Origin of the sequence: Vibrio eleionomae, assembly GCF_009874545.1 — a bacterium.
Classification (GTDB): Bacteria; Pseudomonadota; Gammaproteobacteria; order Enterobacterales; family Vibrionaceae; genus Vibrio; species Vibrio nitrifigilis.
Map to the genome: position 1 here is coordinate 1 of NZ_WEKT01000024.1, position 14,060 is coordinate 14,060.

The 14,060-nt window shown below is 41.8% G+C and carries 13 protein-coding genes and 1 pseudogene; 13 read left to right on the top strand and 1 reads right to left on the bottom strand.

The window, feature by feature from the left end; genetic code table 11:
- The first annotated feature begins 307 nt into the window (after nt 1-307).
- The 5 genes from F9817_RS13195 (at nt 308) to F9817_RS13215 (ending at nt 3,681) form a co-directional block, all read left to right on the top strand.
- Nucleotides 308-1,141, top strand: coding sequence for a hypothetical protein (locus F9817_RS13195; RefSeq protein WP_161156272.1), 834 nt, complete (start codon nt 308-310; stop codon nt 1,139-1,141).
- 212 nt (nt 1,142-1,353) lie between these two features.
- The gene (locus F9817_RS13200; RefSeq protein ID WP_161156274.1) at nt 1,354-1,782 is read left to right on the top strand and encodes a hypothetical protein; all 429 of its coding nucleotides are present in this window, start codon (nt 1,354-1,356) and stop codon (nt 1,780-1,782) included.
- A gap of 136 nt (nt 1,783-1,918) precedes the next feature.
- On the top strand, nt 1,919-2,200 hold the full coding sequence (locus F9817_RS13205) for a hypothetical protein (protein ID WP_161156276.1): 282 nt from the start codon (nt 1,919-1,921) through the stop codon (nt 2,198-2,200).
- 6 nt (nt 2,201-2,206) lie between these two features.
- Nucleotides 2,207-2,866, top strand: coding sequence for a DNA-methyltransferase (locus tag F9817_RS13210; RefSeq protein ID WP_161156278.1), 660 nt, complete (start codon nt 2,207-2,209; stop codon nt 2,864-2,866).
- Nucleotides 2,867-3,330: 464 nt separating this feature from the next.
- Nucleotides 3,331-3,681 (top strand): SH3 domain-containing protein, encoded by a 351-nt coding sequence (locus tag F9817_RS13215; protein ID WP_202436458.1) that lies wholly within the window; start codon nt 3,331-3,333, stop codon nt 3,679-3,681.
- A gap of 185 nt (nt 3,682-3,866) precedes the next feature.
- On the opposite strand, the gene F9817_RS13220 is transcribed toward F9817_RS13215, so the two are convergent.
- Nucleotides 3,867-4,367 (bottom strand): GNAT family N-acetyltransferase, encoded by a 501-nt coding sequence (locus F9817_RS13220; RefSeq protein ID WP_161156280.1) that lies wholly within the window; start codon nt 4,365-4,367, stop codon nt 3,867-3,869.
- A 424-nt stretch (nt 4,368-4,791) separates the two neighbouring features.
- Between F9817_RS13220 and F9817_RS13225 the strand changes: the two genes are divergently transcribed.
- The 8 genes and pseudogenes from F9817_RS13225 to F9817_RS24525 form a co-directional block, all read left to right on the top strand.
- Complete coding sequence (locus F9817_RS13225; protein ID WP_161156282.1) at nt 4,792-6,135, top strand: cytochrome ubiquinol oxidase subunit I; 1,344 nt, start codon at nt 4,792-4,794, stop codon at nt 6,133-6,135.
- Entirely contained in the window at nt 6,132-7,124 is a 993-nt protein-coding gene (locus F9817_RS13230) for a cytochrome d ubiquinol oxidase subunit II (protein WP_161156284.1), read from the top strand. The genes F9817_RS13225 and F9817_RS13230 overlap by 4 nt, the downstream gene beginning before the upstream one ends.
- A 738-nt stretch (nt 7,125-7,862) precedes the next feature.
- Entirely contained in the window at nt 7,863-8,630 is a 768-nt protein-coding gene (locus tag F9817_RS13235) for a substrate-binding domain-containing protein (protein ID WP_161156285.1), read from the top strand.
- A 49-nt stretch (nt 8,631-8,679) separates the two neighbouring features.
- Nucleotides 8,680-9,864, top strand: coding sequence for a HAMP domain-containing protein (locus tag F9817_RS13240; RefSeq protein ID WP_161156287.1), 1,185 nt, complete (start codon nt 8,680-8,682; stop codon nt 9,862-9,864).
- A complete protein-coding gene (locus tag F9817_RS13245) occupies nt 9,861-10,670 on the top strand; it encodes a methyl-accepting chemotaxis protein (RefSeq protein WP_161156289.1) in 810 nt (269 codons plus the stop codon). Before F9817_RS13240 ends, F9817_RS13245 begins: the two co-directional genes overlap by 4 nt.
- Before the next feature lie 112 nt (nt 10,671-10,782).
- Nucleotides 10,783-11,265, top strand: coding sequence for a GNAT family N-acetyltransferase (locus tag F9817_RS13250; RefSeq protein ID WP_161156291.1), 483 nt, complete (start codon nt 10,783-10,785; stop codon nt 11,263-11,265).
- A 239-nt stretch (nt 11,266-11,504) separates the two neighbouring features.
- Complete coding sequence (gene katG / locus F9817_RS13255) at nt 11,505-13,673, top strand: catalase/peroxidase HPI (protein WP_161156293.1); 2,169 nt, start codon at nt 11,505-11,507, stop codon at nt 13,671-13,673.
- A 211-nt stretch (nt 13,674-13,884) separates the two neighbouring features.
- Nucleotides 13,885-14,049 (top strand): annotated as a pseudogene (locus F9817_RS24525) (DeoR family transcriptional regulator); the annotation flags it as partial.
- Nucleotides 14,050-14,060 lie beyond the last annotated feature (11 nt).

A 14,060-nucleotide genomic window follows, 5' to 3' on the forward strand; every position in this document is an offset into this window, starting at 1 on the left:
GTGCTTGGAGTCCTATGTCGCGTTCCATCTTGTTACCGGTCTCTCAATAGAGGAGCCAACGTTCAATCGAACTACGACATAGAAAGCTTTAGTTGCAGCTAAAGCCTGGGTCTCACATTACCCTAAATCGGTAATTATTATCCATACAAGCAATTTAAGAGGGGTTCCCAACGCTTGGCATTTTTTCTTCTACTTCAATTTTGGTGGCTACGGTACAATGCTTTAAGCTGGGTGGTGGCGTTGCTCACCCCTTAATTGGGAGTTAACTGTCTTCATGAAATGTTAGTTAATTTTGTAAGGGCCATAAATGAAACAAAATCCATTTTCTTTTTATGATTTTCTTGGATATATGATTCCAGGTGCGGTACTTTTGTATCTTATGAATTTTGTATTCAAAATGGATAGTTTAGTGTCGGTTCTTAATTTAAAAGACAGTACCGATGCTAATCAATTATTAAGTTTTATTCCTGCAGTAATTTGTTCGTACCTTGTTGGACATGTACTGGCAATTGGATCTTCAGCAGTAATAGAAGCATTTTCAACGTATTCTAATGGGTATCCATCTGAGTTTTTATTTGAGGTTAAAGCTAAGCCATACTTTCATCAAAGTTGTAATAAAGGCTACAAAAATTTAGGTAGGCTTTTACTCTTTATCATTATATTACCTATATCAGTTTTAAAGCTAATAATGAAAGATATATTGAAAATAAAGATGTTTATGCAAGCTAAATCTTTACCTGAAAAATTAAAAAGCGAAACATTCAAAAAATGCAAAGATATATTAAGAGACGAAATAGGCGTTAATGTAGATGAGATGGTAATAGATAAAGGTATTGATGGAGATTATCTGAGATTACTTTATCACTTTGTTTTCGAAAACTCTGAAAGGCATGCTAATAAATTACAAAATTACGTAGCATTATATGGGTTAACTAGAAATGTATCTTTTGTCTTTTTATTGGCTTTTTGGTTTTCGGTTTACTCCCATTTCAATGTTTCGGATAGTAATATAAAAATTGAACATATAATAACATTTGGTGTCTTTGCATATATTTTTTATATTGGCTTTGTTAAGTTTTACCGTCGTTACAGTTTAGAAGCAATAATGGCCGTAAGTGTGTATAAGAAAAACGCCAGTTAACAAAGCAAATCAATGGACTCTCAACAGCTTGGCGGTCGTTGTGTATAGTCATTTACTCGCTGTAACTTTGGAGTTTGCTCGACTGTTTGCGGCGTTAAAAATCTGCAATGAAAAAAAGCTAATTAAAATAGGACAAACTTATAGATGAATTTAAAAGATCGCGAAGTTTAAATTCATATTTATTTTATATAAACCAAGGTTATAAGATTATTATGAAAAAATACTTAATGACAGCAGTGGTGTTATTATCTACATCTGTATTTGCCAAGTCTCCATCAGTACTTCCTGATGTGGTGCAATTAATAGGTCCATACTCTATTACAGCAGAACAAGCTATGAATTCTCATGTTAACTTGTACGTTACTAATGATTCTATAGCAACCATTGGCATTGATAGGGGGGATAGTTTTGAAAGCGAACATAATAATTCAGGAAGAATAAGCAGTACTATAACAAAAAATAAAAAAGCAGTTATTATAAAAAATAACCTTAAGCCAGGTGAAAAATCTACAGTAGCTATAATTACTGAATGTGGTATTAGTATATCTGTCACTATTAATAGCCTTGATAAAAAAATCGAAACAAAAGAGATAAAACCGAAATTGCAAATTTCTTCGAAAGCATGTCCGGAGATGAAATAAAATATTACTTTCTCCTCATCATCAATTAGCAATTATCTGCTCATGATTTTCGTGGGTAGCTGGTTTATTAGCGACAAACGATTGTAAATTATTATTTTTTTAGCATTCGTATTTATAGCTCAATTAAGGAGGATTTATGAGTTGTAGTTGTTGTGGTAAAGCTCTAAATAACGGCATGATTCACAAGAAAGATGCCACTACGGGACAAAAATACAAATCATGTCCGCATTGTTCTGATGCAAATGGTGGAGAGCATGTGTTTCATCCTTATCCATCTAACTTTGGTAACACCCCTGCACGTAAAACAGCGCGAAATCCTACCGGTTATCAAAGTTATTGTGTCGATTGCCGTCATTTAGATAAAGGTGTAGTGTCTACTGTTTATCAAAATGGACGCGTTTGTAGCAGTTTGGTCTAGAAGTTTATGCAAATATTTAAAGAGGATGCTGTCGATTGGCTCACAACGCTCGCTGATGCGAGCGTTGATCTTTTGGTAACTGATCCACCATATGAGTCATTAGAAAAACATAGGAAAGTGGGGACTACAACAAGATTAAAAGTAAGTAAAAGCTCAAGTAATCAATGGTTTGATATATTTCCTAATGATCGATTCGAGAGTTTATTAAAGGAAGTTTTTAGAGTTTTAAAAAATAATGCTCACTTCTATTTATTTTGTGACCAAGAAACTATGTTTTATATTAAACCAATTGCGGAGAAAATTGGTTTTAAATTTTGGAAACCTATAGTTTGGGATAAAATCTCTATCGGAATGGGATATCACTATAGATCTCGACATGAATTTATTTTGTTTTTTGAAAAGGGGAAAAGAAAGCTAAATAATTTAGGTGTTCCTGATGTCTTAGAATTTAAGCGAGTTTACAGAGGATATCCGACAGAGAAGCCAGTTAAACTTCTTGAAGTATTGATTTCTCAAAGCTCTCAAATAGGAGATCTAGTTGTCGATCCATTTTTTGGCTCGGGGTCTACATTAGTTGCAGCAAAAAATTTAGATCGTCAGTTCTTGGGATGTGATATTTCAGACTCAGCACATATACATTTCCTAAATCGAGTGATAGAAACCTAATAAAGTAAATTAATATGTGCTTAATACTTCGGTATTGGTCGTACAAAAGAAGTCAGTCTCTGCAATAATGGTAGAAGTGACCGTTTTTTGGCGGTACATCAAGGGAGGCTTGATGAGTGTTTTAAGGTAAGCCTATGTATGCTGTATTTGCTTGTAACAGAGTAGGATAAACAGGCATATATTTCCTTATGTATATCTAGGGACTGATATATGAGCAATAGAGAATATTGGTTAAAATTGCACTTTCTAATTCACAACTCACCACCACCAAAAGGTCGCTCTTCAAATCGGGTTTCAGTAGCCCGGACATTTCCACTTAGATGTACATTATTGATTGCTAATTAATTATTAATTTCCTGATGCATATTGTTGAATATAAGAAACTTAACTAGAATAGTAATTAGAAAATTAACTGCTTAGGCGCTTAGTATTCTACTGTCGTAATAATCACAAAGGACATAACATTGAAATACATTGCCAATAAGCAATACCATGATGCACCTGCTCACCCGATCAAAATCAGTAAAGACGAAGTGCTTACCTTTATCCAAGAGTCTAATCCACAAGGCGATTGGCCGAATTGGATGCTGTGCCAAGGTGTCGAAAAAGAGGGCTGGGTACCGAAGCAAATTCTTCGTATTGAAGGCACTCAAGCAACCGCATTATTTGATTACGACGCTACCGAGTTCAATTTAAAAGAGGGTGAGGTGCTGATCTCTTATAGAAAAATGAATGGTTGGATCTACGGATTTAAAGAATCTAAACCGACTGTGATTGGCTGGGCGCCTTTAAACTGCTTACAACTTATCGCGTAAATGGCGCGAATCACTTCAGTGATTAACCGCCGAATAGGATTATTATCGAACTCGCCCTCATTTCTGCATAGGATCCATTATCCTTGTTGGCGGTGTTCGATAAGTGATGTGCACTTGGCACTACACGTTTAATGGCTAGCTAAGCCGTGTGTAAGTACTGTTATAAAAGCTTTTCTTATTTCTCATTATTGAGTCTCACCCAACAAATCGTATTCATAAAAGACCAAATCTAACCAGGTATCGAATTTCTTTGCTGCGTTTTTAAGCGTACCAGCGTATGTAAACCCGAGCTTTTGATGTAGGGCGATACTGGCTGGGTTAGCACCATCAATCTCAGCGATCATAGTCGCAAAATCGTGCTGCTTGGCTTCGATGATAAGCGCCTCAACCAACTTAAACCCAATCCCTTTACCTTTATGATTTGGCGAAAGATAAATGCTGTGCATCACGCTGGCGCAATACGCTCTATCGGGGCGAAACGGTTCAAGCGCAGCATAGCCTGCGATCTCACCTTGTTCTTCCCACACCAAAATGGGGTAATTGCCTTGAGTGAGGCGGTCGAACCAAGGTTTACGCTGATGAACTTGATAAGGAGTGTAATCATACGTGGCAGTGGTGTTCACAATCGCGTGATTATAAATCTCAACGATGGCGGGCAAGTCTTGCTCTGTCGCGTAACGAATCAATAGTGGCTCCTTAGTTATTCCATTCAGGTTATTTATAATGCGATAACATCATGATTTATGGTGAATATAACCATGCCTATCGTGTTTAGCAAGCAAAAGGCCGGAGCAGGTATGAGTGGCGTTAGGGTGTTTTCATTTCGTTTAGCCTGATTGTTGCGGTTATTGGACTCATCCATCCTCTCTTTTCATTCTCCCTTGGTTTTTATCCCTATGATTTTTGTGTTATTTCAGATGTCATAGATTGCAATATCCCCTCACAGTTTGATTAAGAAATACATATATAGCCTCGTTACACTGTCGGCCAATTAAATTCGTAGTGTGAATATTGGATAGGTTATTTATTAATGATCGCTAATGTATTTGCTACGTACAACTTACTAAACCTAGAGCACGATGCCCGAGTGAATAGAGCGAGGACACCTTTATGCTAGAAACTCTCATACTGTCGCGGATTCAGTTTGCCGCGAACATTAGCTTTCATATTTTATTCCCGACCTTAACCATCGCATTAGGTTGGTTGTTGGTGTTTTACAAATGGCGTTTTAATCGCACCGGAGATGCGATGTGGCTGAATGTGTATTTCTTCTGGGTGAAGATTTTCGCACTGACCTTTGCGCTGGGTGTGGTATCGGGTATCACGATGAGCTTTCAGTTTGGCACCAACTGGCCGGGCTTTATGGAGAAGGTAGGGAATGTTGCCGGGCCACTACTTGGCTACGAAGTGATGACGGCATTTTTTATGGAAGCGACCTTTCTGGGCGTGATGCTGTTTGGGCGCGGGCGCGTGCCTGAATGGCTGCATAATTTAGCCACGGTGCTGGTGGCCGTTGGCACATCCATCTCGGCATTTTGGATTTTGGTGTTAAACAGTTGGATGCACACTCCGCAAGGGCACGAAGTGATTGATGGCGTGGTGCATGTGGTGAGTTGGCGTGAGGTGATATTTAATCCGTCTTTGCCTTATCGTTTAAGCCATATGTTACTGGCATCTGGGTTAACGGCGTGTTTTGTGACCGTGGGGATTTCGGCCTATCAACTGCTTAAATCGTCGCACCACAAACCCGCACAGCGATCGTTTAAGGTGGCGATTACCGCTGCGGCATTGTTGGCGCCACTACAAATGCTGGTTGGTGATATGCACGGTTTAAACACACTAGAGCACCAACCAGCCAAAATTGCAGCGATGGAAGGCGTGTGGGAAACCGAACGTGGCGCGCCGTTGCTTCTTTTTGCGGTGCCAAACGAAGAGACACGCAGTAACGACTTTGCGATTGAAGTGCCACATTTGGCGAGCTTGATATTAACCCATGATTTTAATGGCGAAATTGTTGGGCTCAACGAGTTTGCGCCAGATCATCCGCCAGTCAAACCGCTGTTTTTTGGTTTTCGGATTATGGTTGGGATGGGCGTGTTAATGCTGCTCTTCAGTTGGTTTGGCGCATGGAAAGTGCATCGCGGCCTCGCACTCAAACCTTTGGTACTGAGAGCCTTTGTTGTGATGACATTTTCTGGCTGGATTGCGACACTCGCCGGCTGGTATGTGACCGAAGTCGGGCGGCAGCCTTGGTTGGTTTCTGGTGTATTAAGAACGGCGGATGCTGTGACTCCGGTCGCGGGCAGTTCGGTAGCGGTGACATTGGCTCTGTATTTAATGATTTACGCAGCGCTGTTGTATGCGTATCTGCGCACTATCTTTTATCTCGCGAACAAATCACTCTCTGAATCGCCAGTGCCTACGTCTGACACTCAAAAGGAAACCATCGCATGAGCCAATATTTACCGGAAATCTATCTGTTGGTCCTCGGGTTTACAGTATTTATGTATGCGGTGCTTGATGGCTATGATTTAGGCGTCGGGATGTTATTACCGAGCAATAATGAACCACAGCGCGACCGCATGATAGCCTCCATCGGACCATTTTGGGATGCCAATGAAACATGGTTAGTATTAGCTGTCGGTGTGCTGCTGATTGCTTTTCCTAGCGCGCATAGCTTAATTTTGACCGAGCTCTATTTCCCGACCGCAATATTGCTGCTGGGGTTAATTATGCGTGGGGTCTCGTTCGATTTCCGTGCTAAAGCAAAAGCGGACCATAAAGATCGCTGGGACGTGTGTTTTAAACTCGGCTCGTTTATTGCGGCATCAACACAAGGGTACATGATTGGCCGATATGTGTTGGGCTTTTCAGAGCAGCCAATCGCGTATGCATTTGCTGTGTTAAGTGCGTTGTGTGTGACGGCGGCCTATATCTATATCGGCGGTGCGTGGTTAGTGCTGAAAACCGAAGGAGAGTTACAAATTCGCGCAGCGAAGTGGGCGCGTAAAGCTGGTTGGGTGGCGCTGCTGGGTGTGGTTGCTGTGAGTATTGCCAATCCCTTGGTCAGTGAACAAGTGGCTGCGCGATGGTTTCAATTTCCTGCCGTACTGATGTTAGCGCCTGTCCCAGTTATCGTGATTGCATTGGTATTGGCGATTGATCGCTATTTAGTGCGAGTGCCAACGCGTGATGATTTTGGTTGCCGTTTTCCGTTCTTTGGTGTGGTGACTCTATTTGCTCTGAGCTTTTTTGGTTTGGCATACAGCTTCTTTCCGCAAGTGGTGCCGGGGCGGTTAACTGCTCAGCAAGCCGCTAGTGCGCCAGAAACTTTGGTGATTACCGGTATAGGAGTCGCTATCGTGGTGCCGATGATCTTGATGTACACCTTTGTTGTGTATCGCATCTTTAAAGGTAAAGCCTCGGAGTTAAGCTATAAATAGCGGCTTAATTACAGTGAAACAAAGGCCTCAGCATGTGGTGCTGAGGCCTTTTTATATTCAGTGCTAACCACAGCAACTCGGTCTGTTTTTCTTAAAGTGAAAGCCGCTCAATAATAAAAATTTCTAATGAAATACATCCTAATATAGTTGATTGAAATTTTTTAAATGGGATGTATATAAAATACATATACTGGGTAGTTATAACCGTTCAATACCGCCGCATTTAAATATAGCGATATGGATCATGTTTTATTAAGAAATATGTGTAACACATCTCATATGTGCTAATAGTGATTGCTATTAAGCAATTAATATCATAGATATAGCGGTATTGATATGTTCGTCATAATGTATATGCGGCTTATCTCTAACCAGACGGTAAATGGAATTATCTTTGTGGTGTCAAAGTGCAATTTTCTTTGCAGGGATCGCTTTGCTTAAAAATCGCTATATTTCTCCGTCCATTAATCGACTTAAAATGAAATATTAATTTCAATTTAAGATTATCAACCTCATTTATATCCTTATATAAATGAGGGGGAATTATTTATTTTGGGTTAAAAGAGTCAATGTCAAAAAAATACAATGTTCTTTATTTAATAAGGTTTATTCCGATAGCCTTTTTATTCGGTATTGCGTCTTTTCAAGCTAATGCAAAGTTCATCGCTGTTTCTGTTAGTGAACAAGATAACTATCGAAATCTAATCACAAAAAATATCGAGAAATCAGTAGATAGCCATGGTGATGATATATATCGATTCTGCTGGTGGAGATGAAGAGTTTCAATATCAGCAGATTAAAAGTTATATCGAGGCGGGCGCCGATGCCATTATTGTTTTGACCACCGGTAATTTTGAAAGGAAGCAAAAGATAGTCAAGCTGGCAAAAACTCATCCCCTCATTTTTTTGAACGTCCCCCCTGTTGAAGATTTGAGTAAGCTGCCTGCGAAAGCGATTTATGTTGGTTCGAACGAAAAAGAATCGGGCACTATGGAAATGGAAGCGTTGGCAAAGCTTGCTAGTCATCAAGGCAATGTGGCGCTTCTGATGGGTGAGGTAAACCATCCTGCGGCTAAAGTCAGAACTCAGGACGTGAAAGATGTGTTATCTCAATACCCTGATATGAAATTAGTGAAATCTGAATCGGCAAACTGGGTAAAAAACCAAGCGTATACCGTGGTCAAAAAATGGTTGGCTGATGGTGTGAATTTTAAAGTGCTCGTGGCCAATAACGATGAAATGGCGTTGGGCGGTCTCATGGCGATTAAAGATTCAGGAAAAGATCCTAAAGCATACTTCGTGGGCGGTATTAATGGCAGTAAAGATGCGCTCAGCGAAATGGAGCAGGGCAATCTCGATGTTACGGTACTTCAAGACGCGGTGGGTCAAGCGCAAACCGCTGTGAACGTCGCTTATAAAGTGATTGATAAAGAATCGGTTGAGCCTGTTGTTTGGGTCCCATTCCAGTTAATCACACCGGATAACCTTTCTAACTATCTGAAATAAATTATAAAAACTCAGTCACTGAGTGGGCTGGATGTTGAGGACGGACAGTATGTCTTTAGTACAAAGAATCATAGTGGGCTTTGCGGTTTTGCTGGTGGCCTTACTTATTTTGGTTGGGGTCAGTTATGTTTCCATCACAGGGGTTCAGAGTGATCTGAATAAAGTGATGGATGAAAGCCTGCCGATAGCGAAGAAAGCCAGTGATATTAAAATCGAGGTCGTGCAGCAATATGAGAGTGTGGTTGCTATTTTTTCTACCTCTAAGGCGGCAGAAGTTGAGGATCAGAGAAAACAATTTGTCGCGTATGGTAAGAGTATTAATGAATCGCTAAGCAGTTTGCCAAAAGACGTGATCAGAAATAACCCTGAGCTAGAATCAGAATTATCAACCATAGAAAAAGTACGCAAATCTTTTGAACATCAGGCGGATAGTCTCATAGAGATTCGTCTCAATACCATTGAAACACAAGAAAAAATCAATAAAGAAACCCGAATTCTTAGCCATGTTGACCGCCGGATAAATTATTATCTCGACAAGTATTCTTCTCGTGAAAATCTTAGTCCTGAGTTTTTATTGACGCTGGAAGGATTAGAGCGTGAGGCAAAGCAAGTTCTCAATGCATTTAATAACTATATGATTGATGGGAATACCGATAAGCTCAAAAAAGGCATGGATGGCATGGATATCGTGATTGCCCGCCGCTATGAGGAAATTAAATCTTACGATACGAACAAAGGAAAGCTGTTCAGTTTAATGCTGTTGCCTTTACTTAAGGAAATTAATGACCCTGATGGTTTGTTTCATTTATATCTCAATGAACACGACAACGATTTAAAAACTGACTTATTGCTCGATCATACCCATAAGGATATTGCGCAATTATTAGAATCTGTTAGTGCTTTTGTTGATCAGTCGCGACTCATCGTGGCTGCTGCGCAGAAAAATACCAATGAAAACTTTGGTGTGATTAAAACAACCATGTTTATCGTCAGTACCACTGCATTGCTGATAGCGATTCTAATGCCTGTATGGATGGCAACCTGGATTCGCAAAACACTGTCCCAATTTAGAGAAGTGTTACTGAACCTGACTCAGGGCAATTTGAAAGTAAGGTTTAACGACCAATCGAAAGATGAGTTTGATGAGCTGAGTGGTTATTTAAATGGGTTAGTTGATAATTTGCGACATGTGTTTACCTCACTGAATGTGTCGGCTGATGAAATGATGAAATGATGAATGTGGCGGATCAAAATGCTCAGATCAGTGACATGACGACCAAAGCAGTGTCGCAGCAGCGTCATTTATTGGAATCGACGGCCTCAGCCATGACAGAGATGGAAAGTTCCGTCGCAGAAGTGGCGCAGCGCGCCCACGATACGATGACCTCGGCAGAGCAGGCAGATAGCAAAGTGACCGATGTGAGTGTCAGTATCAAAAAAGCCATCGATAACATTCGCAAGCAAGCGACGCAGATTGAAGAGACCTCGAAAACGGCCATCGAATTGGACGACTATGGACGCCAAATTGATAGCATTATTGGCACGATTCAGGATATTGCGGAGCAAACCAACTTGTTAGCATTGAATGCGGCAATTGAAGCAGCGCGTGCAGGAGAACAAGGCCGCGGTTTTGCGGTGGTTGCAGATGAAGTGCGCAGTTTGGCCAGCCGGACTAAGAATTCTACTGAAGAAATCAAGAACATGATTGAAATTATGCAGCGTTTGATTCAAGCGGTTGTGGATACCATTAAAGTTAATGTGAGCAGTAATTCGAGCAATATTGCGGTGGCAGAACAAGCGGAAGTCGGCCTGACTGTGATGGGAGAAGTGATCGGTCAGATCGTTGAAATGAATATGCAAATTGCCGCTGCCACTGAGGAACAAAGCACCACTGCAAAAGATATTAGCAGAAGTGTAGTGAACATTAGCGACTCCGCTGACAAAACGGCAAGTGGCGCAGAAGAAAACGCAATATCAAGTCAAACTTTGCATAATAAAGCGGTTAAGCAGCATAAGATTATCGCGCAGTTTAGCGTTTAATTGTGCTTGTGGTTCTATTTGATTAAGTGGGTTAGGTGATGGCGTTAGGGTTTTTATCTATGCATAGTTATGCTAACGTCATTGCATATCTGTCCATGAAGTAGGAGAACCAATGAGCACAGAAATTATCATCGCGGATTATACAAAGCCAGCGCATGCCGAGGCTATTGTTTCCCTAATGGTGCAATACGCGGCTGATCCAATGGGGGGCGGTTCGACGCTTTCTAAATACGTTCAAGAAAATTTGGTCGCGGAACTGAGCCGGGTGCCGAATGCATTTTCAGTGCTGGCATTTGTTGATGGCATACCCGCTGGGTTAATTAATTGTTTGCAGGGGTTTTCTACCTTTAAATGCAAGCCGTTAATCAATATCCACGATGTGGTGGTGGGGGCTGAATTTCGCGGTCAGGGCTTGAGCCAAGGGTTATTGGCAAAAGTGGAAGAAGTGGCAAAAGAGCGCGGGTGCTGCAAATTAACACTTGAAGTGTTATCAGGAAATGATGCGGCAAAACAGACCTACCAAAAGTTCGGTTTTGCTGGATATGAACTCGACCCAGAAGCAGGACATGCGCTGTTTTGGCAAAAAGAGTTCTAACCGATTATCACGAGTTAAATGCTGAGCGAGCCTACCATGGCTCGCTTTTTTATTGGCTGAACAATACATTTAACCTATTGATTCATCAGTTTTGTCTATTAGATTAATCGCTAAACAGTATTATCCAGCGGCACTTTTCCCGAGTAGAGTGAAGGGTAACAACTAGCCCGAGGTGATCGTCTTTTACATCAAGCTAGTAAAAACGTCATCAATCATCATTACTAAAAAGGGAAGCACCAATGACGCAGCAATCGAACACGCCAAAAGGACAATGTCCTGTAATGCACGGTAGCCTAACGTCGCCAAATATGGCGAAAGAGTGGTGGCCAAAGACCCTAAATCTAGACATCTTGCATCAGCATGACCGGAAAACTAACCCACTTGATGACGGGTTCGATTACCGCCATGCCTTGAAACAGCTCGATGTTGATGCACTTAAAACAGATTTAAAACATTTGATGACCAATAGCCAAGATTGGTGGCCTGCTGATTGGGGACACTATGGTGGTTTGATGATTCGTATGGCTTGGCACTCAGCTGGCAGCTATCGTACTGCTGATGGTCGCGGAGGCGGTGCGACGGGTAACCAACGATTTGCACCTCTGAACTCATGGCCAGATAACGCCAACTTAGATAAAGCGCGTCGTTTGTTGTGGCCAATTAAGAAGAAATACGGCAATGCAATCAGTTGGGCGGATTTGATGATTCTAGCCGGCAATATGGCGTATGAATCGATGGGGCTAAAAACCTTTGGTTTTGCGTTCGGTCGTGAAGATATTTGGCATCCTGAAAAAGATACATACTGGGGCGCAGAAACGGAGTGGCTTGCAACCAGTGATGCAGAACATTCCCGTTATAGCGGTGAGCGAGATTTAGAAAACCCATTGGCGTCGGTAATGATGGGATTAATTTATGTCAACCCTGAAGGCGTGGATGGCAATCCTGATCCACTGAAAACCGCGCAAGATATGCGGGTGACGTTTGCTCGTATGGCGATGAATGATGAAGAGACGGTGGCGTTAACCGCAGGCGGACACACCGTGGGTAAATGTCATGGTAACGGTGATGCCGGTAAACTGTCGCCAGAGCCAGAAGGCGCGGCTATTGAAGATCAAGGGTTTGGTTGGATGAATCATCAAGCCCGCGGCGTGGGCCGAGATACAGTCACTAGTGGGATTGAAGGCGCTTGGACAACCAACCCAACGCAATGGGATAACGGTTATTTTGAGCTGCTATTTAAATACGATTGGGAATTGAAGAAAAGCCCAGCAGGTGCATGGCAATGGGAACCTATTGATATTGCTGAAGAAGATAAACCAGTGGATGTGGAAGACCCAAGTATTCGTCATAACCCTATTATGACTGATGCAGATATGGCTCTGAAAATGGACCCTGATTATCGCGCCATTGCTGAACGTTACTATCGTGATCCAGCGCTGTTTGCCGATGCGTTTTCTCGCGCATGGTTTAAGTTAACTCACCGTGATTTAGGGCCAAAACAGCGTTATATCGGCCCAGATGTGCCTAACGAAGAGCTGATTTGGCAAGATCCTATTCCCGCAGGTAAGCGCGATTATGACGTGGATGCGGTGAAAGAGAAAATTGCCGCAAGCGGGTTAAGTGTTGCTGAGTTAATTGCAACAGCTTGGGATAGTGCGAGAACCTTCCGTCAATCTGATTATCGTGGCGGTGCCAATGGTGCGCGCATCCGCTTAGCACCGCAAAATAACTGGGCAGGCAATGAGCCAGAGCGGTTAACTAAAGTATTGGCGGTATTAGAGCCTATCGCCGCTGGTTTTGGTATCAGTGTGGCTGATGTGATTGTTTTAGCAGGGAATGTTGGGCTTGAACAAGCGATTGCTGCCGGCGGTTTATCACTGTCTGTCCCCTTTACAGCAGGTCGTGGTGATGCGACTCAAGAGATGACCGATGTGGAATCGTTTGAGGTATTAGAGCCGCTCGCCGATGGTTTCCGTAATTGGCAAAAAGAGCATTATTCGGTTAAACCAGAAGAGTTGTTGCTTGACCGTGCTCAGTTGATGGGGCTAACGGCGCCAGAGATGACGGTATTGATTGGTGGTTTACGCGTGCTGGGTGTTAACCATGCGGGCAGTAAACATGGTGTGTTTACTGATAACGTTGGGGCTCTGTCTAACGATTTCTTCGTAAATCTAACCGATATGAACAATCGTTGGGTGCCAACTGGGCGCAATAGTTACCATATCTGCGACCGAGCCAGTGGTGATGTAAAATGGACGGCAACACGTGTGGATCTCGTGTTTGGTTCAAACTCCATCTTGCGTAACTATGCAGAATTTTATGCTCAAGATGACAACAAAGAAAAAATGGCGCGTGATTTTATTGCGGCCTGGACCAAAGTGATGAACGCCGACCGATTCGACGTGTAACACGTAGTCCTTTCAAATTTTCTCCCCTACTAAGCCGGCGAAGTCATTCGCCGGCTTTTTTATTTGCATTCATAAATCAAATGAAAAATACAAAATAGATAGTATTTTTATATTTTCCGTTTCTTTCCGTTTTCCAATATAAACTCTGAGTTTTATCACGATATGATTGTGTCACTAAATTTAATCTAAATAATATCAAGAGGGGTTCAATATGTTTACGGAAGAAAGAAGAAAAATAATATTGGATATATTGGAGCAATTTAATCGTGTATCGGTGAATGAGCTTGCTAATAAGTTTGATGTTTCAAAAAAGACGATACGTAACGATCTTAATTACTTATCTTCTAAGAAAATTATTTCTCGTTGTTACGGTGGGGCTATATATTC